Origin of the sequence: Flavobacterium melibiosi, assembly GCF_048158545.1 — a bacterium.
Classification (GTDB): domain Bacteria; phylum Bacteroidota; class Bacteroidia; order Flavobacteriales; family Flavobacteriaceae; genus Flavobacterium; species Flavobacterium melibiosi.
The window spans coordinates 237321-261636 of the sequence record NZ_JBLNKU010000005.1 but is presented as its reverse complement, the minus strand read 5'-3'; the positions used below and the strand labels follow the sequence as shown (position 1 = coordinate 261636).

The 24316-nt window shown below is 33.5% G+C and carries 21 protein-coding genes; 9 read left to right on the top strand and 12 right to left on the bottom strand.

Features of this window, described 5'->3' with window-relative positions; all coding sequences use genetic code 11:
- From ACM55F_RS08615 to ACM55F_RS08605, 3 genes are all read right to left on the bottom strand, one after another.
- Positions 1–549 carry an RBBP9/YdeN family alpha/beta hydrolase gene (locus ACM55F_RS08615; RefSeq protein WP_416853396.1) on the bottom strand — a complete coding sequence of 183 codons (549 nt, stop codon included), beginning with the start codon at positions 547–549 and terminating at the stop codon, positions 1–3.
- A 212-nt stretch (positions 550–761) separates the two neighbouring features.
- Positions 762–1142 (bottom strand): PUR family DNA/RNA-binding protein, encoded by a 381-nt coding sequence (locus tag ACM55F_RS08610; RefSeq protein ID WP_416853395.1) that lies wholly within the window; start codon positions 1140–1142, stop codon positions 762–764.
- Positions 1143–1211: 69 nt separating this feature from the next.
- Positions 1212–2972, bottom strand: coding sequence for an ABC transporter ATP-binding protein (locus ACM55F_RS08605; protein ID WP_416853394.1), 1761 nt, complete (start codon positions 2970–2972; stop codon positions 1212–1214).
- A 201-nt stretch (positions 2973–3173) separates the two neighbouring features.
- Here ACM55F_RS08605 and ACM55F_RS08600 point away from each other — a divergent pair, with 201 nt between their 5' ends.
- The 3 genes from ACM55F_RS08600 to yajC all read left to right on the top strand — a co-directional run bounded on the left by ACM55F_RS08600 (position 3174) and on the right by yajC (position 5679).
- On the top strand, positions 3174–4280 hold the full coding sequence (locus ACM55F_RS08600; protein ID WP_416853393.1) for a Glu/Leu/Phe/Val family dehydrogenase: 1107 nt from the start codon (positions 3174–3176) through the stop codon (positions 4278–4280).
- Positions 4281–4465: 185 nt separating this feature from the next.
- Positions 4466–5377: a transcription antitermination factor NusB gene (gene nusB, locus ACM55F_RS08595; protein WP_416853403.1), complete on the top strand. Its 912-nt coding sequence runs from the start codon at positions 4466–4468 to the stop codon at positions 5375–5377.
- Positions 5378–5406: 29 nt separating this feature from the next.
- Positions 5407–5679 (top strand): preprotein translocase subunit YajC, encoded by a 273-nt coding sequence (gene yajC / locus ACM55F_RS08590; protein WP_099715973.1) that lies wholly within the window; start codon positions 5407–5409, stop codon positions 5677–5679.
- Positions 5680–5755: 76 nt separating this feature from the next.
- On the opposite strand, the gene ACM55F_RS08585 is transcribed toward yajC, so the two are convergent.
- The 4 genes from ACM55F_RS08585 to ACM55F_RS08570 form a co-directional block, all read right to left on the bottom strand.
- Positions 5756–6199: a hypothetical protein gene (locus tag ACM55F_RS08585; protein ID WP_416853392.1), complete on the bottom strand. Its 444-nt coding sequence runs from the start codon at positions 6197–6199 to the stop codon at positions 5756–5758.
- A gap of 288 nt (positions 6200–6487) precedes the next feature.
- Entirely contained in the window at positions 6488–7072 is a 585-nt protein-coding gene (locus ACM55F_RS08580) for a YdeI/OmpD-associated family protein (protein WP_416853391.1), read from the bottom strand.
- Positions 7073–7076: 4 nt separating this feature from the next.
- Positions 7077–8330: a peptidase T gene (gene pepT, locus ACM55F_RS08575; RefSeq protein WP_416853390.1), complete on the bottom strand. Its 1254-nt coding sequence runs from the start codon at positions 8328–8330 to the stop codon at positions 7077–7079.
- 177 nt (positions 8331–8507) lie between these two features.
- Positions 8508–8834 (bottom strand): hypothetical protein, encoded by a 327-nt coding sequence (locus ACM55F_RS08570; protein WP_416853389.1) that lies wholly within the window; start codon positions 8832–8834, stop codon positions 8508–8510.
- A 7-nt stretch (positions 8835–8841) separates the two neighbouring features.
- Between ACM55F_RS08570 and ACM55F_RS08565 the strand changes: the two genes are divergently transcribed.
- The 5 genes from ACM55F_RS08565 to ACM55F_RS08545 all read left to right on the top strand — a co-directional run bounded on the left by ACM55F_RS08565 (position 8842) and on the right by ACM55F_RS08545 (position 13538).
- Entirely contained in the window at positions 8842–9021 is a 180-nt protein-coding gene (locus ACM55F_RS08565; RefSeq protein ID WP_416853388.1) for a hypothetical protein, read from the top strand.
- A 360-nt stretch (positions 9022–9381) separates the two neighbouring features.
- Positions 9382–10401 carry a quinone-dependent dihydroorotate dehydrogenase gene (locus ACM55F_RS08560; protein ID WP_416853387.1) on the top strand — a complete coding sequence of 340 codons (1020 nt, stop codon included), beginning with the start codon at positions 9382–9384 and terminating at the stop codon, positions 10399–10401.
- Positions 10402–10620: 219 nt separating this feature from the next.
- Positions 10621–11484, top strand: a complete 864-nt coding sequence (locus ACM55F_RS08555; RefSeq protein WP_416853386.1) for a hydroxymethylglutaryl-CoA lyase — start codon at positions 10621–10623, stop codon at positions 11482–11484.
- A 108-nt stretch (positions 11485–11592) separates the two neighbouring features.
- Positions 11593–12147 carry a hypothetical protein gene (locus ACM55F_RS08550; RefSeq protein WP_416853385.1) on the top strand — a complete coding sequence of 185 codons (555 nt, stop codon included), beginning with the start codon at positions 11593–11595 and terminating at the stop codon, positions 12145–12147.
- Complete coding sequence (locus tag ACM55F_RS08545; RefSeq protein WP_416853384.1) at positions 12144–13538, top strand: DUF5723 family protein; 1395 nt, start codon at positions 12144–12146, stop codon at positions 13536–13538. The genes ACM55F_RS08550 and ACM55F_RS08545 overlap by 4 nt, the downstream gene beginning before the upstream one ends.
- A 9-nt stretch (positions 13539–13547) precedes the next feature.
- Here the strand turns inward: ACM55F_RS08545 and ACM55F_RS08540 are convergent, their stop codons facing one another.
- Positions 13548–16052, bottom strand: coding sequence for a cation-translocating P-type ATPase (locus tag ACM55F_RS08540; RefSeq protein ID WP_416853383.1), 2505 nt, complete (start codon positions 16050–16052; stop codon positions 13548–13550).
- A gap of 165 nt (positions 16053–16217) precedes the next feature.
- Here ACM55F_RS08540 and guaB point away from each other — a divergent pair, with 165 nt between their 5' ends.
- Positions 16218–17690 (top strand): IMP dehydrogenase, encoded by a 1473-nt coding sequence (guaB, locus tag ACM55F_RS08535; RefSeq protein WP_416853382.1) that lies wholly within the window; start codon positions 16218–16220, stop codon positions 17688–17690.
- 83 nt (positions 17691–17773) lie between these two features.
- On the opposite strand, the gene ACM55F_RS08530 is transcribed toward guaB, so the two are convergent.
- From ACM55F_RS08530 to purB, 4 genes are all read right to left on the bottom strand, one after another.
- Positions 17774–19675 carry a monovalent cation:proton antiporter-2 (CPA2) family protein gene (locus tag ACM55F_RS08530; protein ID WP_416853381.1) on the bottom strand — a complete coding sequence of 634 codons (1902 nt, stop codon included), beginning with the start codon at positions 19673–19675 and terminating at the stop codon, positions 17774–17776.
- Between the two features lies 1 nt (position 19676).
- Positions 19677–20282: an NAD(P)H-dependent oxidoreductase gene (locus ACM55F_RS08525; RefSeq protein ID WP_416853380.1), complete on the bottom strand. Its 606-nt coding sequence runs from the start codon at positions 20280–20282 to the stop codon at positions 19677–19679.
- 260 nt (positions 20283–20542) lie between these two features.
- A complete protein-coding gene (locus tag ACM55F_RS08520) occupies positions 20543–22783 on the bottom strand; it encodes a cation:proton antiporter domain-containing protein (protein ID WP_416853379.1) in 2241 nt (746 codons plus the stop codon).
- 186 nt (positions 22784–22969) lie between these two features.
- On the bottom strand, positions 22970–24316 hold the full coding sequence (purB, locus tag ACM55F_RS08515) for an adenylosuccinate lyase (RefSeq protein WP_416853378.1): 1347 nt from the start codon (positions 24314–24316) through the stop codon (positions 22970–22972).

The following is a 24316-nucleotide window of genomic DNA, read 5'->3' as shown; positions in this document are numbered from 1 at the left end:
TTAATTATTTATTTTATCAATCAATTGTTGCAATAGCATTTGTCCTTCTTCCCAAAATTCAAGATTTGATTCCGAATTGATATGTCCTTTTTGACCAATATTTATAAAATCACTTCCCCACATTTTAGCAAAATATTCCGCTCTTTTTGACGATATGTAAGGGTCATTTTCGCTGGTTACAACTATGGAAGGAAAGTGCAATTTAGACAATGGCATTGGTGAAAAGTTCCAAATTTTTTCTGGAGTATGTTCAGGAGAATCTACATCTGCAGGAGCAACTAATAAAGCGCCTATTACATTAGGATTACTATTTGCGGAAGCCCAATGCATTACTAAAGAAACCGCAAGACTGTGAGCTACCAAAATTGTTGGGGAATCTAATTTTTGCATTGCTTCGTTTAGTCTTTCGAGCCATTGTTCTCGAATAGGTTCGTCCCAATTGTCCTGAATTACTTTAGTGGCATTTTTATATTTCTTGAGCCAATAGCTTTGCCAATGGTCTTCCCCAGAATCACCCAGTCCTGGGATAATTAATAATTTTATTTCCATTTTAGTACTTAACTTAATTCCTCTACAAATATTAAAATTGTTTAGAAGAGTTATTTTGGATTAAAAATATAGAATTTAATCGAAATAAAAATCCTTTTCAGGAATAAAAAAAGAAGGAGTAATTCTAATAGTTACATTTTATATGGATATAAAAAAAGTTCAAAAATCAGTTGATTTTTGAACTTTTCGTTTTGTAAGCAAGTAACTAAGAATTAAATATCATCAAATTCTATATCAGTAAAAGTTGATGTTTGCGGTATAATTTCATCATCTGATTTTTCAGATGCATATTCTTTTTTGAAATCTTTTTGGTGTCTCTCCGAGATTACTTCTTCGCCTTTGTGGTTTAAAACATAAGAAGTCATTTCTCCCAGAATTTCTGCGAAAGCAGCAAAATCTTCTTTGTATAAATAAATCTTGTGTTTCTTAAAATGAAACGATCCGTCTTCTTCGGTAAATTTTTTGCTTTCGGTAATCGTTATGTAATAATCATCAGCTTTGGTAGCTCTTACATCAAAGAAATAGGTTCTTCTTCCAGCACGTAAAACTTTAGAAAATATCTCTTCTTTTTCTAACATGTCATTTTCTCTCATAATCCTTTCTGTCAATTTTTTTATTTAATAGCAATCAAAAATCATAAAAATTTATGTATTATACAACAATTATAGTAATTCTTTTTCTGAAAGTTGTTTTAAATACAAGGATGCATAATATCCTTCTTGATTTATCAATTGATTATGAGAACCTTGTTGGATAATTTTTCCGTCTTCCAGAATGATAATATTATCTGCATTTTTAGCCGATGAAACCCTATGACTAACAATAATGGTTGTTTTGTCCTTGCAAATTTCAAATAAGTTGTTCAAAATAGCTTCTTCGGTTTCTGTATCAACAGCAGATAAACAATCGTCAAAAAGTAAAATAGCTGGGTTTTTAATAATGGCTCGGGCTATGGAAACGCGTTGTTTTTGTCCACCCGAAAGAGTGATTCCTCGTTCGCCAAGAATAGTGTCGTACTGCTTATTGAAACCAACAATATTGTCATGTACCACCGCATTTTTTGCAGCAGCTTCCACTTCCTCATCAGTTGCATTTTCTTTACCAAACTTAATGTTGTTTTTGATGCTGTCTGAAAACAAAAAGGCATCCTGCGGAACAATTCCAATGCTGTTGCGCAAATCATTAAGATTTAAAGTGCTTATTTCATTTCCGTCAACAGTTATTCTTCCTTTACTGACATCATACATACGGGAAATTAATGATGAAATTGTCGATTTTCCAGATCCTGTTTTTCCAAGAATCGCCAGAGTTTCACCTTTTTTTACTGTAAAAGTGATATTCTGTATTGCTTTTATATTTGTGTCTTCATAGACGTAACTTACATTTTCGAAAGAAATAGTGCCTTCAATAATAGATTTATTAGGGTTTTTGTTTTTTATTTCAGGTTCGATTTTCAGGAATTCATTCAAACGTTTTTGGGAAGCTTCAGCCTCTTGAACCATGGACGAAACCCATCCTAATGAAGCAACTGGCCAAGTTAGCATATTGACATACAAAATAAATTCAGCGATAGTTCCAATACTTTTTATGGTTCCATTTATATACATTAGACCACCAAAATAAATTACTACCAAGTTGCTTATTCCTATCAGTGCCAACATTAACGGTCCAAATAGCGATTGCACTTTGGCCAAATTCAAGCTTTTACTCTTGCTTTCATTGGCTAAGTCGACCATATTGTTTTGGTGTTGGTCTTCTAATGAATACGCTTTTATTACTCTGATTCCAGAAAATATTTCTTGTGAAAAACTCGATACTTTGGATAAATATTGCTGAAAAATAGTACTTCTTTTATTGATTTCAGAACTTAATTTGAAAATACAATAAGACAATATTGGTAAAGGAAGAATGGTGTAGAGTGTTAATCGTGGCGATACATTGTACATGTAGCCAATTACTATCGCAAAACGTATAAACGTATTAATGGTATACATAACAGCCGGGCCAACATACATTCTTACTTTGGAAACATCTTCACTTATGCGGTTCATTAAATCACCGGTACGGTTTTGCTTGTAGAAATTTTGAGACAAGTTTTCATATTGTCTAAAGACTTCATTTTTTAAATCGAATTCAATGTGTCGTGACATCACAATAAGTGTCTGTCTCATTAAAAAAGTAAGAAAACCAGCGATTATAGTCGTCGCTATTATTAGTAAAATATTCGAAATTAATTCTTGACGAATAAAAGCCGCAGTAATGGTTTTATCCTTTGAAAAGGATTCGATTGCCATAAATGACTTACTAATCAATTTTGGAGTAAACAAAGAAAATATTTGTGCGATAATTGTAAATAAAATACCAAGAGAAAAACTGTATTTATATTTGATAAAGTATTTATTTAAATAACGTAATTCTTTCATTTTTTTAAGATATTCTATGTTGAAAAAGTTTTGTTTATTGATTAACAATCAATTTTTGATAATGTTTAAAATTGATTTATTTTTATTTAAATTACGAAATTGATAATTTTTAGCTTTAATATTAGGATATGTTTGTTTTTTGCGTAAATTTGATTTGTCTTTTTGACGAATTCATAATTTATCACTATAAAAATTAATACTATGAATGCAGCTTTCACAACTGGAAAGGAACTTCAAAAAATGGATCCCGTTTTTGGTCAGTTATCATTTGATGATCACGAACAAATTGTATTTTGCAACGACAAAGATACAGGTTTAAAAGCAATTATTGGTATTCATAATTCGGTTATGGGTCCCGCTTTAGGTGGTACGCGTATGTATAATTATGCCAATGAATGGGAAGCGTTAAACGATGTATTGCGACTTTCTCGTGGGATGACTTACAAAGCTGCTATAACGGGATTGAATATTGGTGGAGGTAAAGCCGTTATTATTGGTGATGCCAAAACTCAAAAAACACCTGAGTTGATGCGTAAGTTTGGTGAATTTGTACATTCTTTAAGCGGGAGATATATTACTGCTGAAGATGTAGGAATGGAGACGGCAGATATGGATATCGTTAGAGACGTAACACCTTATGTTACCGGAATTTCTGAATCAAGAGGTGGTTCTGGAAATCCATCACCTGTTACGGCTTATGGTGTTTATTTAGGTATGAAAGCGGCTGCAAAACAACAATTTGGTTCTGATGTTTTGAGTGGAAAAAAAGTATTGGTTCAAGGAATTGGTCACGTTGGTGAAACTTTAGTTGATTATTTGACAAAAGAAGGTGCTACAGTAACCATTTCGGATATCAATGAAGATAGATTGTATGAAGTGGGAGCGAAGTACAATGCGGAAATTTTCAGAGGAGACGATTTGTACAGTGCAGATGTTGATATTTATGCGCCATGTGCGATGGGAGCAACGTTAAATGACAATACAGTTTATAAAATTAAAGCTAAAGTAATTGCTGGTGCTGCCAATAATCAATTGGCTGATGAGAATGTTCACGGTGCAATTCTACAGGAAAGAGGGATTCTTTATGCTCCGGATTTCTTGATTAATGCAGGTGGGATTATTAATGTTTATGCGGAATTAGCCCATTATGACAAAGCGGAAATTATGCGTAAAACAGAAAATATTTATAACACTACATTAGAGATATTTGATTTTGCCATTGCTAACAAGATGACAACACATAATGCCGCTTTGACTATTGCTCAAAATCGCATCAATCAAAGAAAAATAGAGAACAGTAAAAAGTAAAAAATAGTGCTCAGTTATCAGTATTCAGTGAACAATTTATTACCGTTCACTGAATGCTGCTGATTGAAAACTTTAAAATAAGCGATTATATATTTTATTTTAAAAAATGAAATACTTATTTTTGCAGACTAATTAATAAAAGTTCTTACAAGGTGGTAAATAGAAGACACATTCGCGTTAAAGTAATGCAATCCATTTATGCGATGCATCAAAGCGGTTCAGATAATCTGGAAAAAGAAGAAAAATTCCTTTTTTACAGTATCGACAATATTCAAGATTTATACCTTATAATGCTTTCTTCCCTGATTGAAATTTGTAAAACAGAGACTGTCTTTTTGCATAAATCTAGTTTGAAACATCTTGCAACTCCTGAGGAACGTAAACCCAATGAAAAGTTCATCAAAAACAGAATCTTTCAAATCCTTTCCGAAAATAATTCACTAAGCATTGCATTGGAAAACCGTAAAATCAATAATTGGTCTTTAAACGACGATTATATTTTATTGCTTCTGAATGACGTAAAAGCAAGTAAATTGTATGCGGATTACATGAGTAATTCAGTAAATACATTTGAAGAAGACCGACAATTTATCGTGGATTTATTCATGGATGTAATTGTTCCAAATGAGAAATTATATGAATATTTAGAGGATGATAAGTTAACTTGGGTTGATGATATTCCATTAGTGAATACGCATATTATCAAGCAATTGAAAGTAATTAAGTCTGGTGAAGACGATAATTTTAGAGTGCCAAAATTGTATAAAGACAATGAAGATAAGGATTTTGTTAAAGATTTGTTCAGAAAAACAGTTTTAAACGAAACGGAATTAGCCAAAGAATATCTTGATAAAACACCAAACTGGGACACTGAAAGAATTGCCGAAATTGACACGATTATCCTGAAAATGGCAATCTGTGAATTTTTGAAATTCCCATCAATTCCTGTAAAAGTAACTCTTAACGAATATTTAGAAGTTGCCAAAGAATATTCTACGCCAAAAAGTAGTATTTTTATCAACGGAATTTTAGACAATTTAGTAAAAGAACTGGAAGCCAGCAAAAGAATCATTAAAGCTGGTCGTGGTTTAATGTAATATTAATCAATAAAAAAAGAATTTAAATTATGGAACAATTAACTCAATTTGCACCGTTTTTATTAATGTTTGTGGTAATCTATTTCTTTATGATCAGACCACAACAAAAAAGAGCGAAAAATGAAAAAGAATTTGAAAGCAGCTTAAAAGTAGGTGATAAAATCATCACAAAAAGTGGTCTTCACGGAAAAGTTTCTGAGTTAGCTGATACAACTGTAGTTGTTGAAACGATGTCAGGAAAATTAAAAATGGAGCGTTCTGCTATTTCTATGGAAATGAGTGCAGTATTGAACAAAAAATAATTCTCATTTTAATGAATTAAAAAAGTCCCAACCGATTATTCGGATTGGGACTTTTTTTGGATAAAAAATAAGAGTATTATTTTTTATTCTTTTTATTCTTCTTAGCTTTTTTTGATTTTGCTTTGGCCTTTTTAGCTTTTATCTTGGCTTTGACTTTTGCTTTCTTAGCTTTATCCTTTTTGGCTTTTTTTGCCTTTTTGGCTTTTGCTTTCGCTTTTTGTTTTGCTTTCTCTTTTGCGTCGGCTTTTTTAGCCTTTTTCTTGTCTTTATCTTTCATTTTTACTTTGTTTTTAGTCTCATTTTTACTTTTTTTCTTATTTGAAACATCACTATTCTCGTCTAGACTAATAGTCGTAATCTCTATAGTTTCCGTTATGATTTCTTCAATTACAGGCTCTATAATTTCAACGGGTTCCGCTACAGATTTAACTACTTTAGTTCTTGGAGCTCTAATTGGCTTGTCAATTTCAGGTTTTGCCGGAGATACTGGATCAGTTTCCGCTTCTTTCTTCTGTATCATAATTTATAGTATTTGCTTTTATTCAATTAAACGAATAATTGTTCTGGTGTTACTAAATTGTTAAGTTGTTGTAAGTAAATATAGTGATTTAATACACTGCTCAATGTTAAGTTTTTCAGAACGATTCAGATAATTTATTCTGTTTTACAACAAATTGTAACTAAGGAAGGAAGTGTTTTCTTTTTTAAAGAAAGAGATTGTGTAAATGATTAGGAAAATAGAATGTACTACTAATGTAGTTTTGAATAAAAAAGTCCCAACTCTGAGCTTCAGAATTGGGACTTAATTTTATCGGTATTTATCATTTAAACCAATGTTTTCTTTTATCATTGGTTTGATTTTTTCAATCCGGGAATGTTTGGTTTCTTCTCGTTTTGCAGTTTCAATATATTCTAAGAATTCATATTGTTTGTAAGGAGAGAATTTCAGAAAAGCATCTGCTAAATTCTTATCAGCATCTAATTCATTTTGAAGAAGTTTAGAAAGGATAGGTTCTTTTTTCTCTGGCTTACTATTCTTTCCTTGTTTTTCATTGGTAATCGCTTCATTAATATAATCTAAAACTGCTGCTTCATTGACTTCTTCTTTTGATGAAAAGCGCCATTGTCGCAACGATTTAGTAACGCCTTCTTGCGCGTTAACTAAAACTTTTTTTTCATCTTTCAGAAAAACGCCATTAAAAAACCAAATCGTAAAATAATTTTTGAATCCTCCTATTCCGAGTACGTTTTTACCATTCAGGACATAAACAATACCGCCCCATTTGGTAGTTTCCAGGAGTTCAGTTTTGACAATAATTGCTTTTAGAAATTCTAATTCTTCTGACCAATTATTGTGTTTATCCCAAGTATGATTCGTTTTTGAGGAATCCAATAGATTATTTTTTAGATGAATCTTCTGCTGCTGTCAATTCAGCAATTTTCACAATTACTTCAACTGCTTTTTGCATACTTTCTACAGGAACGTATTCGTATTTTCCATGAAAATTATGCCCGCCAGCAAAAATATTGGGACAAGGCAATCCTTTATACGATAATTGAGAACCGTCAGTTCCACCACGAATAGGTTTTATAAGCGGTTTAATTCCTATTTCTTTCATCGCTTTTTCAGCAATATCCACAATATGTTTCACAGGCAGAACCTTCTCTTTCATATTGTAATATTGATCTTTAATTTCAGTGATAACGATATCTTCACCAAATTGTTTTGCAAATTTCTTATTGATTTTTCGAGTGATTTTCTCGATTAGTTCTTTGCGCTTTTCGAATTTTTTCTTGTTATGATCGCGAATAATTAATTCCAAAACGGTTTCTTCAATACTTCCATTCAGATGATGTACGTGAAAGAAACCTTCATATCCTTTAGTTTCCTCAGGAGTTTCTCCAGCGGGTAGTTCGTTAATAAAAGCATTGGCAATCAACATAGAATTGATCATTTTTCCTTTGGCATAACCAGGATGCACGCTTTTACCTTTGAAAGTAATTTTGGCACCAGCCGCATTGAAATTTTCATATTCCAATTCGCCTATTTGGCTGCCATCCATTGTATAAGCCCAATCCGCCCCAAATTTATCTACATCAAAATGATGCGCACCACGACCAATTTCTTCGTCAGGTGTAAAACCAACTCTGATTTTTCCGTGTTTTATTTCAGGATTATTGATAAGGAATTCCATTGCGGTAACAATCTCAGTAATACCGGCTTTGTCATCTGCGCCTAGCAGTGTTGTTCCGTCAGTAGTAATTAAAGTTTGCCCTTTATAAAACAATAAATCTTTGAAATAACTTGGTGATAACACAATATTTTTTTCTGCATTTAATACAATGTCTTTACCATCATAGTTAGATACAATTTGAGGTTTTACATTGGCTCCGGTAAAATCAGGGGAAGTATCAAAGTGAGAAATAAATCCAATTACAGGGACTTCATGAGTTACATTACTTGGCAAAGTAGCCATGATATATGCTTTTTCATCAATCGTCACGTCTTGCATTCCAATGATTTTAAGTTCTTCAACCAATTTATTGGCTAAATCCCATTGTTTTGCTGTACTTGGTGTACTTTCTGATTTGTGGTCAGATTCAGTATCAATAGTTACGTAACTGATGAAACGGTCAATTATATGTTGCATTTTAATTTGTTTTTATGCAAATGTAAACATTTTTTCAGGAGCATTTTGAAGTTAATCGGCAACTAAATTTTGCAAATTAAAAATAATAATTGCATTGTATGAACATCAATAAACAATAGTATTTTTGGGGGAAAATAAACTTTTTTATATAAAAAAACCACCCAAAGGTGGTTCAAATTAATCTCTCATTTTATGCAACTTTTCTTCTGTTTTATCTAGATCTCCATCCAGCTTATTTATTTTTATTTGTCGCTTACTGATTTTGATATTTTCTTTTTCAATTTCAGTAGAACTAAGCTTTCCTTTTGATTTTTTCTGTTCAAATTTTTCTTTGATTTTGATTAGATTTCTTTCCTCATTTGAAATTTTTGTTTTTATCTTACTAATTGATTTTTCACTTGAAAGAATCTTATTTTGTCGTTTGTCAAAAGCTTTTTGTTTTTTTTCAAAATCTTTTTGCTCTTTTTCAATTTTCTTAGCTTCTCTTAACGCTTTTTTCTCCACTTTTAGTTTGTCCTTAAGAACTTTAGCTTCTTTTTTTAATGCTTCTTTTTCAGCATTAGTTGCTAATTTAGCAGCAACTTCAGGAACTACTTTAATGGTATCTTTAATTGTTGTAACCGTGGTTATGGTAGTTTTTGTGGCTAACTTTATCGTATCACTTTTAGTACTTTGGGCAAAAAAAAGTTAAAAACTTGTAAGTAGTACTGCAGTAAAAAATAATTTTATATTCATGATTATGTGTTTTAAGTTATAAATAGTTTAAGTGTAACACCAAATTTATTTATACAATATAAGAAAAATCATTTAAAAATCAGGCCTTATTAAGAGTTGGAAAAATTGCAACAATGGAGGGGGGGGGCTTGTAACCAACTTAAATTAAGTAGTTTAGTTTAATTGGCCGCGATGGTTTTGTACTTTATTTAACTACTGTTTATTTGTCCTGTTTCTCTTTGGCTACAGCCAAATCAAATGTTGAGGTATAATTTTTTTTCAAAATATTTAATTATCGGTCAGATAGTTCTATTTTTGCACCAACAACATTACAACCATGTATAAATTATTCATTCGCCCATTTCTATTTTTGTTTGATCCGGAAAAAGTTCATTATTTTACTTTTTCATTGATTCGATTTTTGTCTAAAATACCGGGATTTTCATCTCTTTTTAGATTGCTTTACGAAGTAAAAGATTCAAGATTAGAGACTGAAGTTTTTGGTTTGAAATTTAGAAACCCGGTTGGACTTGCTGCAGGGTTTGATAAGGACGCTAAGTTGTACAAAGAATTGTCCAATTTTGGTTTTGGTTTTATCGAAATAGGAACACTTACTCCAAAAGGTCAGGAAGGTAATCCTAAAAAACGATTGTTCCGTCTGAAAGAAGATAGCGCAATTATCAACAGAATGGGCTTTAATAACGGCGGAGTTCAGGAAGCGGTAGAACGTTTGAAACAAAATAAAGGCGTTTTGATAGGTGGGAACATAGGTAAAAATAAGCTGACACCAAACGAAGAAGCGACTTCAGATTATGAAATTTGTTTTGATGTATTATATGATTATGTTGATTATTTTGTGGTGAATGTAAGTTCCCCAAACACCCCAAATCTTAGAGCGTTACAAGACAAGGAACCGTTGACACAATTGTTGCAAACATTACAAAATAAGAATTTGGCAAGGCCAAAACAAAAACCAATTCTCCTAAAAATCGCTCCAGATTTGACAGATGAACAATTACTTGATATTATTGATATTATCAAGGAAACTAAAATTGCGGGGGTTATTGCTACTAATACCACGATTTCTCGCGAAGGATTACAATCTGAAAATAAAACAGAAATAGGTGGATTATCAGGGAAACCATTGACTAAACGTTCTACTGAAGTCATCCGATTTTTATCTGAAAAAAGCAATAAAGCCTTCCCAATTATTGGAGTAGGAGGAATTCATTCTGCTGAAGATGCAATAGAGAAATTAGATGCAGGAGCAAGTCTAATTCAGTTGTATACCGGTTTTATCTATGAAGGCCCGGCTTTGGTGAAAGCCATAAACAAAAAGATTTTAGAGAGATTGTAATACTCCATGTGTAGAAGGTAGTTTTCTCGAGTTAATAATGTCTCCTGTGATTATACTTATCATAATTCAAATATAATTTAAAAATCAAATTCAATTTTAAAAGTTTAACGTCAAAATATTACCAAATTGCGTAATATTTTAGTTTATTACCAAATTGTGTAATAATATCAATTCACGAAAATTTAAAATTCATAATTGTTTTTCTATCTTTGGCTCTCTATGGAACCAATAAAAATTATAGAATGTCCACGTGATGCCATGCAAGGCATAAAGCCATTTATTCCTACGGCAAGAAAAGTGACTTATATTCAGTCTTTATTACGTGTAGGTTTTGATACTATAGATTTTGGAAGCTTTGTTTCGCCTAAAGCGATTCCGCAAATGCAGGATACAGCTGAAGTTTTAGCACAACTTGATTTGTCCCAAACCAAAAGTAAATTATTGGCAATTATTGCGAATACGCAAGGAGCAACTCTAGCTTCAAATCATTCTGAAATACAGTATTTAGGATTCCCATTTTCAATTTCTGAGAATTTCCAAATGCGGAATACCCATAAGACGATTGCAGAATCGTTAATTACGTTACAAGAAATCCTTGAAATTGCCGATAGGACGAATAAGGAAGTTGTAGCGTATCTTTCTATGGGATTTGGTAATCCTTACGGAGATCCTTGGAGTGTTGAAATTGTAGGAGAGTGGACTGAAAAATTAGCTTTAATGGGAGTCAAAATCTTATCGCTTTCGGACACGGTAGGAAGTTCAACACCAGATGTAATTTCGTATTTGTTTTCGAATTTAATTCCAAAATACCCAAAAATAGAATTTGGCGCTCATCTTCATACAACACCTGATAAATGGTTTGAGAAAATTGATGCGGCTTATAAAGCGGGTTGTCGTCGTTTTGATGGTGCTATTCAAGGTTTTGGCGGATGTCCAATGGCAACAGATGATTTAACGGGTAACATGCCTACAGAGAAACTATTATCTTATTTTACGTCTCAAAAAGAAAAAACAGATATGAGTCCTATGAGTTTTGAAAGTGCTTACAATGAGGCTTCTAAGTTGTTTGGTGAGTTTCATTAAATAAAAAGAATGGTAATTGTAATTGAACTTTAAATATTGAAAATAATAAGTTTATGATTGATACGTTAGTTATACAGTTCCCCCTGATTTACTTTTAATAGACTAATTATGATGAAACTACGGGCCATCCATAGAATCTTAAGTATACTAATTCTGATCTTATTTTCATCTTCATGTGCAAGTGATTTAGATTATAATCAAGTTAATGATATAAAATTAGAACCTGAATTTATATCAAATTTAGCTTATTTTGATGTTCAGGCAAATCAGTTTGTAACTGGAGGAGTAGAACAAAACGTAATTTTTGATGCGCCAACTGTCGATGTATTCAGTGAAAATTTTTTCACGGAAAAGTTAAATAGAGTCGACCTTTTTTTTGAAATTAACAATACCATAAATAGAAGTTACAGAATAGACTTAGTATTTCTGGATAGAAATAATCAGCCTGTTCATTCGACAAATTTTATCGTGCCAGCTTACTCCGGTGCAGAAAATATAGTTACTAAAACTGAAATATTTCAAAATGCTACACTGGATTTATTAAAAAGGACAACTAAAATTACCTTTACGCTCACCATGTTAGCAGGTCCCCCATTAAGCGAAAGCAGTGTAGGAAGTCTAAAATTACGTTCAGGAGTAACCGCTTATTTTGTAGTAGAATGAGAAAAATAATTTTGATTTTTGCTCTATTTCTAACAATAGGTTGCTTTTCACAAAACAAACAAATCTTATATAATTTCACTTCAGTGCCTCAGTCTTTGCTGACTAATCCGGGGTCTGATGTCAAGTTTAATTGGTACTTTGGGATTCCTTTATTGTCTGGTATTTCTACAAATGTAGGCTCTAGTGGATTCTCGGCGTATGATTTATTTGCGGATAATGGTGTAGATTTTAATGTGAAACTGCGAAATGTAGTATTCTCCACAACAAGAAAAGATAGAATAGCCCTAAACGAACAAATAGAATTATTTAATGGCGGTTTTAAAATGGCTGGAGAACAAGGCGATTCCTATGTTTCTTTTGGTATGTACCAAGAATTTGATTTTATGAGCTATGTTCCTAAAGATATTGCAATTTTGGCTTTGGACGGAAATAGAGATTATTTGGGTAAAGTTTTCAATTTAGGAGATTTGAATGTAAAAGCAGAAATGCTTTCGGTTTTTCATATGGGGTTTCATAAAAAGATAAATGAAAAATTAATTCTAGGAGTGCGAGGAAAAATTTATTCCAGTATTTATAATGTTAATTCCACTAATAATTCAGGATATATTTATACAATTCCTTCCACACAAGGGGTTTATGAACAAATGATTTCTTCTGATTTGCAGCTCAATACATCAGGGATTGCTAAATATGATGATGAAGATTATGATCCAAATACAGTAAAAGATATTACTAAAAGAGCTTTTCTAGGAGGTAATTTAGGTTTGGGATTTGATGCTGGATTGACTTATTATCCAAAGAAAAATATTCAATTTACTGCAAGTGTGATAGATCTTGGTTTTATAAAGCATACTAATGAAGTAGAAAGTTTGACTTTTAAAGGGACTTACAAATACGAAGGAGTTATTCCCAAATTTAGTTCTGGAAATTCAGCAGAAAATGGATATCAAGAATTTAAGGATGCCGTTCCTTTGGATACCTTGTATGCTGATTATACTACTTGGCGACCTACAAAATTCAATACTTCCATTCAATTTTCATTTGAAGAAGAAGTATCCGAAGATTGTAACTGTCTTAATTATGATCCTGAAACTATTTATAAAAGCGCTGTAGGTGTCCAATTATTTGTAATGTCTACTCCGAGAACGCCTTTAGTTGCTTTTACGACCTATTACAGAAGAAAAATTTTTAATTCGTTGCAAATGAAGGCAACTTATACTATAGATTCTTATTCCTATAAAAATATAGGATTGGGCTTGTCCAGTATGTTTGGACCGGTTAATTTCTATGTTCTTGCCGATAATCTTTTGGAATATAAGGATGTCACTAAAGCCAATAGTCTTTTTTTTCAGCTAGGGCTTAATGTTATTTTTAAGGATAGTAAAAAATAATATTGGTTTTTATTTGATTTTTTGTCGTTTAAATCCTTTGTAAATTTCTATCCAAAGTACCGAAACAAATCCCACTAAAATACTCAGGCAAATTTGAAAGCCAGAAACCCTTTTGAACTCGAAAAAATGCGAAAATAAAGGAACAAACAGCAATAAAACAGTGATTAGAATGGTTGCGCCAATAATCATCAGAACTAAATTATTTTTATAACGTAAAGTTGTAAATATTGAATAGTAAAAAGAGCGGTTGGTGAGTGTCAAGAAAATATTGGAAGCAATCAAAGTGAGGAATACAACAGTTCTTGTGGAGCTTTCGGAGCAATTGTCAGCGACACAATATTGGTAGACAAATAAAAGCCCCAACGTAATTACAAGCCCTTGAATAATACTTATTGTTATTTCTTTCAGTTTAAAGAAAGTAGTGGTGAATGGTCTTGGTTCGAGTAGCATCAAATTGCGCTCCATGGGTTCATTTTCATAAATTATAGAACAGGTAGGCCCCATAATTATTTCCAGAAAAATGACATGAACCGGAGAGAAAATATTGGGATAAATCCATCCTAAAGCCAAAGGAATAAAGACAATCATGATAATTGGAATATGAATGGAAATAATGTATTGAATCGCTTTTTTTAGATTATTATATATTTTACGGCCCATGGCAATGGCATCAATCATTTTTGAAAAATCATCATCAATAAGGATAAGATTGGCGGCTTGTTTGGCGATTTCGGTTCCCTTTTTACCCATTGCAATTCCTATGTGCGCTGACTTTAAAGCTGGTCCGTCATTGACTCCATCGCCAGTCATAGCTACAATTTGATTGTTCTCTTTCAGTGCTTTTATGATTTTGAGTTTGGCTTCAGGAAACATTCTTGTGAAAATTGCAGTTTCCATTACTTTTTCTTTCAAAGTAGCGTCGTCCATAGCCATTAATTCATCTCCATTGAGTGTTTTTTCTGCGTTTTGAAAACCAATTTGTTTGGCTATAGTGGCTGTTGTCGCAGCATTGTCACCTGTAACTATTTTCACTTGAATGCCAGCCTTATAAAATGCTTCAAAAACGGCTTTTATATTCTCTTTTGGCGGGTCATAAAAAGCGACTAGTCCTTTGAAAGTAAAAGAGAAATCCTGTTGTTTTTTAGGATAATCAGTTCCTGAAAATTTAGCAACGCCAACACCCAGAACGCGGAATCCTTCCATTGCCATAGTTGTCATTGCGGCAATAATTTGTTGCGTTTCTTTTTCGGATAGATTAGAGCATGCAATTAATGCTTCCGCAGCGCCTTTGGCTGCAATGATTCTAGTTCCATTTTGGTTTTCAAAAACATGTGTCATCATGGGAGGTTTTCCGCCTAATGGATATTCATGGATTAATTTGAAATTGGCTCGTTCGTCGGAAATTTCTAATTTTGAATACGCTTCATGTAATGCAATTTCCATTGCGTCAAACGGAATAGGTTCACTGGCCCACATGGCGAAGCTAAGAAGCTCTATCTCATTACTTTTGAGTTTTGTGTTGTTATCTTCATTTATGATATTGTCAGATAAAGTATACCATTGCGCCAGACTCATTTTGTTTTCGGTAATGGTTCCTGTTTTATCTGTACAAATGACAGTCGCACTTCCAAGAGTTTCCACTGTTTTGATTTGCTTGACAATAACCCCCATTTTCATCAATCGCCAGGCTCCCAAAGCCATAAATGTGGTGAAGGCAACTGGAATTTCCTCGGGAATAATACTCATTGCCAAGGTTAATGCTTTCAACAGGCTGTCTAGAACATCTTTGGAATTATAAAAATTGATTACCCAAACAAAACCAAAAATCACTAAGCCGATAAGCGACATTTTCTTAACAAAGTTTTCCATTTGCATTTGCAAAGGCGTCTTTTCTTCGATAATCGTTTCCAGACTTTTGCCTATTTTCCCCAATTGGGTTTGGTTGCCAATTGCTGTTACCTCGCATATTGCTAAACCACTAGTGACAATGGTTCCCAGAAATACCTGATTGTTTTGAGCTGATTCGTTTTTAAAAACGGCTAGGGATTCTCCTGTGAGTACGGATTCGTTTACAGAAAAATCATTGGATTGAATAATGATTCCGTCAGCCGGGATAAAGGTGCCTTCTTCCGTTTGGATGAAATCACCCAGGACAATTTCCTCGCTAGGGATTTCTATAATTTTGCTATTGCGAATGACTTTGCTTTTAGGCTGCGATAATTTTTTTAAGGCTTCAATTGCGTTTCTGCTTTTTGATTCCTGATAAAGTGATATTGTAGAAACCAATACTATAGCTACTGTCATGAAAATTCCATTACCAAAGTCTCCTGTAATAAAATAAATGCTGGTTGCGGTCAAAAGCAATAAAAACATGGGTTCTTTAACCATTTCAATTAAAGACGTTAAGAAAGTATTTGTATCCTGATGAGCTAAGGAATTAGGACCATGTTTTGCTTTTGATTGCAAAACTTCATCATTGGAAAGCCCTTTTATTTGTTGTTGCGGTTCTGTCATATCAAAAAAAGCTAGGATTTTATGAATAGCAAAGAATCAGGCTTAGTTATTAGGTGTTGAAATAATCAATGAAATGCAATTTAATCATTTATTGTAAAAAGTAGTGGTTTTTTCGCTTAAGATTATGTATATTTGCACGCAATTTAACTACAACTACAAATTGCAATGATCGCACACAATTCTAAGATTATCGGCGAAGGATTAACTTACGATGATGTACTATTAGTTCCTAATTACTCAGAGGTTCTTCCTCGCGACGTGAGTATCAAATCAAAATTTTCAAGAAATATAACGCTTAACGTTCCAATCGTGTCTGCTGCTATGGATACCGTTACCGAAAGTGATATGGCAATTGCTATGGCACAAGAGGGAGGAATTGGCGTTTTGCATAAAAATATGACTATCGAGCAACAAGCTGCTAAAGTGCGTAAAGTAAAACGCGCTGAATCAGGAATGATTATCGATCCGGTTACTTTGCCATTGACTTCTACAGTCGCTGATGCTAAAAACGCTATGAAAGAATTCGGAATTGGAGGTATTCCAATTGTCGATGAAAATAAAAAACTGAAAGGTATTGTTACTAATAGAGATTTACGTTTCGAAAAAAATAATACAAGACCTATCGTTGAGGTAATGACAAGTGAGAACTTGGTAACAGTTGCCGAAGGTACTTCTCTTGAACAAGCCGAAGTAGTTTTGCAAGGATATAAAATCGAAAAACTTCCAGTAGTAAATGCGGATTATAAATTAGTTGGTTTAATTACGTTTAGGGATATTACGAAATTAACCCAAAAACCAAATGCAAATAAAGACAAATACGGACGTTTACGTGTAGCTGCTGCATTAGGTGTAACTGCAGATGCTGTTGAAAGAGCTACTGCTTTGGTTAACGCTGGAGTAGATGCGGTGATAATCGATACCGCTCACGGACATACAAAAGGAGTTGTCGATGTTCTAAAATTAGTGAAAGCTAAATTCCCGGAATTGGACGTTATTGTTGGTAATATTGCCACTGCTGAAGCAGCTAAATATCTTGTCGAAAATGGTGCTGATGGTGTGAAAGTAGGAATTGGGCCGGGCTCTATTTGTACTACTCGTATAGTTGCTGGTGTTGGGTTTCCACAGTTTTCAGCTGTTCTTGAAGTAGCTGCAGCGATTAAAGGAACTGGAGTTCCAGTAATTGCTGATGGTGGAATACGTTACACAGGTGATATTCCTAAAGCAATTGCTGCAGGAGCTGATTGTGTGATGCTGGGATCTTTACTGGCTGGAACAATGGAATCTCCTGGAGAAACTATTATTTTCGAAGGAAGAAAATTCAAATCATACCGCGGAATGGGTTCTGTTGAAGCGATGCAAGAAGGTTCAAAAGATCGCTATTTCCAAGATGTGGAAGATGATGTGAAAAAACTGGTTCCAGAAGGAATTGTAGGTCGTGTTCCTTATAAAGGAGAATTGAACGAAAGTATGCAACAATTCATTGGTGGTCTTCGTGCCGGAATGGGATATTGTGGTTCAAAAGATATTCCAACGTTACAAGAAACGGGTCGTTTCGTTCGTATTACTGCAAGCGGAATCAACGAAAGTCATCCTCATAACGTAACGATTACTAAAGAAGCTCCGAATTATTCTAGATAATTTATCGCTTAAAATCATAAAAAAAAGGCATAATTAATTCCGTTTTAGGGAATTAATTATGCCTTTTTTTATTGGCGTAAACTTTAGTCTTGTAATTCAGATGAGTCAGACAAGTCCGCCAGATTGTTTTTCAAATGTTGACTGTCCCAACTGTGATTAGTTGCCGCAACTTGGGAATAGATGTCACTCTTTAATAATTGTTCTTGTAATTCAATTTCTTCCTTAATTGTAATCATATACGCCATTTTATCATGACGTTTTTCGGCCAGTTTACGTGTGGTGATTTCATCGTATTTTATAAATTGTTGACCTTGTCTGGTTGCCGTATATTTTCGAAGGCCTAATTCGACCAATGCATCAACACCCATATTAACTGCGCTGTATAAAGTTTCCCTGTATATATGTTCGACTTTATGATCGATTAATTCATAGGCATCATTTCGATTTCGGGCACGGGTTAAGATTTTTAAATTTGGAAAGTGTTTCTTTAAGGTTTCAATTACTTGCAAATTTACTGTTGGATTATCTATGGCGGCAATAAAAATTTTCGCATTCTCACAACCCGCTGCTTTCAATAGTTCTAATCGGGTAGCATCTCCATAATAGACTTTGAACCCCATTTTTCGTAATAAATCAATTCGGTCTGAATCATAATCAAGAATGGTTGATTTTATTTGGTTAGCTCTTAATAAACGGCCAACGGTACTTCCGAAATGTCCAAAACCAGCTATGATAACGGGATTATCCTCATCAATAAAATCATTATCTTTTTTTATTTCTTTTTCCTGAATTCTGGTGTTAGGATAAATTATTCGCTCATTTATTAGTAGCAGAAAAGGTGTGGCAACCATACTCATGGCAATTACTGCCATAATTTGATTTGCTAAAATATTGGGTATAATATTCAATTGCATACAAAAACTCATAATCACAAAACCAAATTCTCCGGCTTGACTCAAACCAAATGCAAACAGTAGATTTTGATCCAATTTCTTTTTATAAAATCTACTAGTCAGAAATAAGACCACGAATTTCACTAAAGTTAAAATCGCTCCAAAAACAAAGATAAATAGTGGATTGTCAATAATTAATTGGAAGTTTATTGAGGCACCTACACCCAGAAAGAATAAACCTAAAAGTAATCCTTTAAATGGCGCAATATCGCCTTCTAATTCATGACGAAACTCGGAATTGGCAAGTACGACACCGGCCATAAAAGCACCAAGCGCAGGACTTAATCCAATCAATTGCATCATGTACGAAACACCAACGACCAAAAGTAATGCTGAAGCAGTAAACAATTCCTGCAAGCGAGTTTTTGCGATAATATGCAATAGCGGTACAAATAAAAAGCGACCAGCAAAGTAAATTATCGAAATAATTCCAAGTACAATTAATGTTTGTAGCCAACTGGCGTAACCTGTAATTAATGATTGTGGCGCATCATTTGTCGCTTCAAGATTTACCGTTGACAAAAGAGGTAAAAAAGCTAAAATTGGAATTACGGCAATATCCTGAAAAAGTAAAACGGCAAAAGAGGAGCGTCCCACTGACGTATTTGACAATCCTTTTTCTTTTAAGGTTTGCAATACAATTGCAGTGGAAGATAATGCAAGTGCTAGCGAAATAGCTAATGTAGTTTCCCATTTCCAGTCCATAAAAAGAAGACATCCGAGAAATAGTATGATTGTGGTTCCAATTAGTTGCATGGAACCCATTCCAAGAATGAATTTCCGCATTTTCCAAAACTTGCTTGGTTCTAATTCAAGACCAATTAAAAAAAGCATCATCACTACGCCAAATTCGGCGAAATGCATTATATCCTGGCCTTCCTGACCGATAAAACCAAGAACAAAAGGACCAATGATTATTCCCGCTAATAAATAGCCTAAAATAGAACTCAAGCCTAATTTTTTAGCAATAGGCACACAAATAACTGCCGCTGTTAAATAAATAATTGCCTGAAGTAGAAAATTCGTATCCATGTTAAGTTTTTATTGTGGCAAACCATTCATTTAAATAATGGTATTGCAAAATTTCATCTGCATCTAAATTATTATTCTCTAAATAGTCAAGAAAATAACCATAAATCAAACCGTTTTTTTCATAATCTTCCTTGGCCATATTATGTGTCCCATGTATGACAAAAGGAGGTAAATAAGTCATATTACAGACTTTTGCTGTTTGGTTAAACGGTTCCAATAATTCAAGAATACTATAACGATCACTACCTGTTTCACAATAATTTTCCTTGTTACCACCTGTAGTAATTACCTGAAAAATAATTTTATCCTGCAAGGCTTTCCCTTTTTTTCCATAAGCCCAGTTGTGTTCCAGTACCATATCAATCCACTGTTTCATAAGTGGCGGACAACTATACCAATACATAGGATGATGCCAAATAATGATGTTGTGTTGGCTTAACAAAACTTGTTCGTGTTTTACATCAATATCAAAATCCGGATATTCCTCATATAAATCATGAAAAGTGATGTTTTCTGAATCGGGAATGTTTTCCACCAAAGCTTTATTCGCATGTGATTTTTCGAATAATGGATGGGAAAATAGGATTAAGATTTTATTCTTTGACATAAAATTTATTTTAAGCTTTTTTTTAAAGTGTTATTTGATTGATTTACAATGTTATTTAAGGAATGAAAACTTGTTGAAAGATATAAAATAATGCTTGATTTTAATAATAGAATAACATTCAAAAGCCCATTTTACCATATTCTTATTTAATAAACAGAAAATCCCGTCAAAACAAAATCTAAAAATTTCGTTCAGACGGAATTCAATGAAAGACTTCTTTTGATTGCCAAAATAGAATTATAAAATATAAATTTCCTTGTTTAGTTTTTGGAAAGATTCGCTAACAGTTTTTTATTGCCGACAATCCAAAGAATATCTTTTTTTTCTAAAATCAATTTTGACTCCGGATTGAGAATTCTTTTTCCGCCTCTTTCCAAACCAACAATCAAGCCACGTGTTTTTTCACGTAATTCTGAATCACGTATACTTTTTCCAATAAAGGCTTCATTTATTAGCTCTAACTGTTGTAAAACAATATCAGATTCAGCTGCCATTGGTGAAACATCAATTTCATGTTGGTCTAAATATTTTTTAAATGCTGCCACTTGTGAGTCAGTTCCAATGACGCAAACTTCGTCTCCCGGAAATAATCTTTCGTTTTTACTAGGGATATTAATAGTGATTTCTCCACGCTTTATGAAAGCGATGTTGATTCCTAGTTGCTCCCGAATACCTAATTTTTCTAATGTTTTCCCTGCAATATTTGAGGTTGCGGCTATTTCAAAAGTTGTCATGTGGCCGTCCCAGGGTGTTAAATCACTACGACTTCTTACCGCTTTTTTAAGTTCTCGGGCGTTTAAATTTTTCAAAAAGTGATCTTCAATTTTGTGATATTGTGCATTTAGCTTTTTTGGAAAAACAAAATAAACTACTACAGCGGCAATCAGTACTATAAAAGCGATTCCAGGAGAGAAAAAGATATTTAATAAGAATCCAATATAAAAAAGAGTCAAAACCATTCGCAGTAAAATCATCATCAGAATTGGTCCGCGATATTTACGTTCTTCTCTTAAAATAGCTACTTCTTTAACAGCTACGCGTCGCAATGAAAGTGCCCATAAAAAAGGGGATATTATTATTAAAGTGATCAATGCACCAAGTGCATTTCCAAATTGAGATTCTTTAACTAATGGTAGAATAAATTTAGATGAAATTAGAATAATAGCAACAATAATCACGGAGTGGATTATTACCTGAGTCAGAAAAGCGCGTACAACTATTTGCCAGTTGCTTACTAATTTTATGGACTGGGCATTGGCACTATAACGTTCAATTCTTTTAGTCCATTTTCGAGGCATTTTTTTTTCTAGATATTCCGAAAAAGGGGTAGCGAATTTCACCATAAAAGGAGTCGTAAAAGTGGTCACTGCTGATACAGCCACTACAATTGGATAGAGAAAATCACTGGTTACATTCAATGTCATTCCCAGTGTTGCAATAATAAAGGAGAATTCCCCAATTTGAGATAAACTCATTCCGGTTTGCACCGATTGTTTCAGCGGTTGTCCTGAAAGTAAAGCACCAATTGTTGAACTTATGGATTGTCCTATAATCACTACGAATGTCAAAATAGCGACAGGCAAAGCATATTTTGACAATGTATCTGGATTAATTAACATACCAACGGATACGAAAAACACAGCTCCGAATAGGTCTTTAACAGGTTTAACTAAATGTTCGATGTGTTCTGCCTGAGTCGTTTCGGCAATGATGGATCCCATGATGAAAGCTCCTAAAGCGGGAGAAAAACCTACATTAGCTGCCAGAATTACCATCATCAAGCACAAAGCAAGTGAGATGATTAACAACATTTCGTCCGTCAATAAGCTTTTTGCTTTTTTGAGCAAAGTTGGGATGAAAAAGATACCGCCAACAAACCATATTGTCAAGAAAAAGATGAGTTTAAAAACGGATTGGAGTAATTCACCACCTGAAAATTGTTGGCTAACCGCAATAGTGGAAAGCAAAACCATCATCAAAATAGCGACAATATCCTGAACAATAAGGGAGCCGATAACTATTCCTGCAAATTTTTGTGTTTTCACGCCCAGTTCATCAAACGTTTTTAGAATAATGGTTGTGGATGAAATGGAAAGAATAACTCCTAAAAAGATACAGTCCATGGGTTTCCAGCCAATCCATTGGCCTACTAAATAACCAATGGCAACCATCGCAATAATTTGTGTTACAGCAGTAATAGATGCAGTTCCGCCCACTTTCATCAGTTTCTTAAAACTGAATTCCAGACCTAAACTAAATAATAAAAAGATTACCCCAATCTCTGCCCAAACTTCTACACTTTTGATATCTTTTACAGAAGGGAAAAAATCAAAATGATTTCCAGCTAAAAATCCTGCAATTAGATAGCCCAGAACCAGAGGTTGTTTTATTTTTTTAAATAACAAAACTGCAACTGCGGCAGTTATCAGAATTAATCCTAAATCACTAATTAAAGGTTGTAAGTGGTGTGATGCATTTGCTACTGTTTCTGCTGTATTCATAGGCGTTTACGTGTATTTTAAAGGTTTTGTGGATAGTGGTAAGATATGAAAAAACTTTAATTTTCAAAGTGTAATTTTAGCTAAATACTGCTTTTTATGATTTTTTTAGCAATAAAAATCCCGTTGAAAAGAAGTTATTGTTCTTGTCAACGGGATTTTATAATTGTTTGAAATCGTTTTAAGAATTTAGATTCCTAAAAAATTACTCGGAGTGATTTGCATCAATTCTGCTTTAATCTCATCTGAAACTTCTAAGGTTGCGATAAAACCATGAATCGCTTTTTTGTCAATCGCTTCATTGGTTCTTGTTAATCCTTTTAATGCTTCGTAAGGATTAGGATAGGCTTCGCGACGTAAAATAGTTTGAATCGCTTCGGCAACAACGGCCCAGTTTTTCTCTAAATCTTCGTGGAATTTTGGTTCGTTCAATAACAATTTGTTTAATCCTTTCAAAGTAGCTTCAAAAGCGATTATCGTATGTCCCATCGGTACACCAATATTTCTCAAAACCGTACTGTCTGTTAAATCACGTTGTAATCTTGACAATGGTAATTTAGCAGATAAATGTTCGAAAATCGCATTGGCAATTCCTAAATTCCCTTCTGAATTTTCAAAATCAATTGGGTTTACTTTGTGTGGCATCGCTGAAGAGCCTATTTCTCCAGCTTTGATTTTTTGCTTGAAATATTCCATCGAAACATACGTCCAAATGTCTCGGTCTAAATCAATGATTATCGTATTTATTCTCTTCAACGCATCAAAAAATGCTGCGAAATGATCGTAATGTTCAATTTGTGTAGTAGGGAAGGAGTGGTGTAAACCTAGGTTTTCTTCAACAAATTTTCCTCCAAATTTTCTCCAGTCAATTTGAGGATACGCCACATGGTGCGCATTGTAATTTCCCGTTGCGCCACCAAATTTAGCTGCAAAAGGAATGTTGAACAACAAACGCATTTGCTCTTCTAAACGTTCTACAAAAACACCAATTTCTTTGCCCAAGCGCGTAGGAGAAGCTGGTTGTCCGTGGGTACGAGCTAACATTGGGATATCCTTCCATTCAACGCTTAAATCTTTCAGTTTTGAAGTTAAAGTAATCAAAGAAGGCATGTATACTTTCTCGAAAGCTTCTTTTGTAGAAAGCGGAATTGCCGTATTATTAATATCTTGAGAAGTCAATCCAAAGTGGATGAACTCTTTGTATTCTGATAAACCTAATTTTTCAAAAGCATCTTTGATAAAGTATTCTACCGCTTTTACATCGTGATTGGTTACTTTTTCCGTTTCTTTTATCCAAAGTGCATCTTCAGTAGAGAAATTTTTATAAATGTCACGTAAGCTTTCGAATAAATTCGGGTTTACGTTTTTTAGTTGTGGCAAAGGCACTTCGCACAAAGCAATGAAATATTCAATTTCAACCAATACGCGGTATTTGATTAAAGCTTCTTCAGAGAAAAATGGAGCCAGCGAAATAGTCTTGTTTCTATATCTTCCGTCGATTGGCGATATAGCATTCAATTCGTTTAAAGTAGTCAT

Excerpts from the sequence above, each read along its gene's own strand:
- ACM55F_RS08615 (WP_416853396.1), bottom strand. The coding sequence starts at position 549 with ATGGAAATAAAATTATTAATTATCCCAGGACTGGGTGATTCTGGGGAA.
- ACM55F_RS08610 (WP_416853395.1), bottom strand. The coding sequence starts at position 1,142 with ATGAGAGAAAATGACATGTTAGAAAAAGAAGAGATATTTTCTAAAGTT.
- ACM55F_RS08605 (WP_416853394.1), bottom strand. The coding sequence starts at position 2,972 with ATGAAAGAATTACGTTATTTAAATAAATACTTTATCAAATATAAATAC.
- ACM55F_RS08600 (WP_416853393.1), top strand. The coding sequence starts at position 3,174 with ATGAATGCAGCTTTCACAACTGGAAAGGAACTTCAAAAAATGGATCCC.
- nusB (WP_416853403.1), top strand. The coding sequence starts at position 4,466 with ATGCAATCCATTTATGCGATGCATCAAAGCGGTTCAGATAATCTGGAA.
- yajC (WP_099715973.1), top strand. The coding sequence starts at position 5,407 with ATGGAACAATTAACTCAATTTGCACCGTTTTTATTAATGTTTGTGGTA.
- ACM55F_RS08585 (WP_416853392.1), bottom strand. The coding sequence starts at position 6,199 with ATGATACAGAAGAAAGAAGCGGAAACTGATCCAGTATCTCCGGCAAAA.
- pepT (WP_416853390.1), bottom strand. The coding sequence starts at position 8,330 with ATGCAACATATAATTGACCGTTTCATCAGTTACGTAACTATTGATACT.
- ACM55F_RS08560 (WP_416853387.1), top strand. The coding sequence starts at position 9,382 with ATGTATAAATTATTCATTCGCCCATTTCTATTTTTGTTTGATCCGGAA.
- ACM55F_RS08555 (WP_416853386.1), top strand. The coding sequence starts at position 10,621 with ATGGAACCAATAAAAATTATAGAATGTCCACGTGATGCCATGCAAGGC.
- ACM55F_RS08550 (WP_416853385.1), top strand. The coding sequence starts at position 11,593 with ATGATGAAACTACGGGCCATCCATAGAATCTTAAGTATACTAATTCTG.
- ACM55F_RS08545 (WP_416853384.1), top strand. The coding sequence starts at position 12,144 with ATGAGAAAAATAATTTTGATTTTTGCTCTATTTCTAACAATAGGTTGC.
- ACM55F_RS08540 (WP_416853383.1), bottom strand. The coding sequence starts at position 16,052 with ATGACAGAACCGCAACAACAAATAAAAGGGCTTTCCAATGATGAAGTT.
- guaB (WP_416853382.1), top strand. The coding sequence starts at position 16,218 with ATGATCGCACACAATTCTAAGATTATCGGCGAAGGATTAACTTACGAT.
- ACM55F_RS08530 (WP_416853381.1), bottom strand. The coding sequence starts at position 19,675 with ATGGATACGAATTTTCTACTTCAGGCAATTATTTATTTAACAGCGGCA.
- ACM55F_RS08525 (WP_416853380.1), bottom strand. The coding sequence starts at position 20,282 with ATGTCAAAGAATAAAATCTTAATCCTATTTTCCCATCCATTATTCGAA.
- ACM55F_RS08520 (WP_416853379.1), bottom strand. The coding sequence starts at position 22,783 with ATGAATACAGCAGAAACAGTAGCAAATGCATCACACCACTTACAACCT.
- purB (WP_416853378.1), bottom strand. The coding sequence starts at position 24,316 with ATGACTACTTTAAACGAATTGAATGCTATATCGCCAATCGACGGAAGA.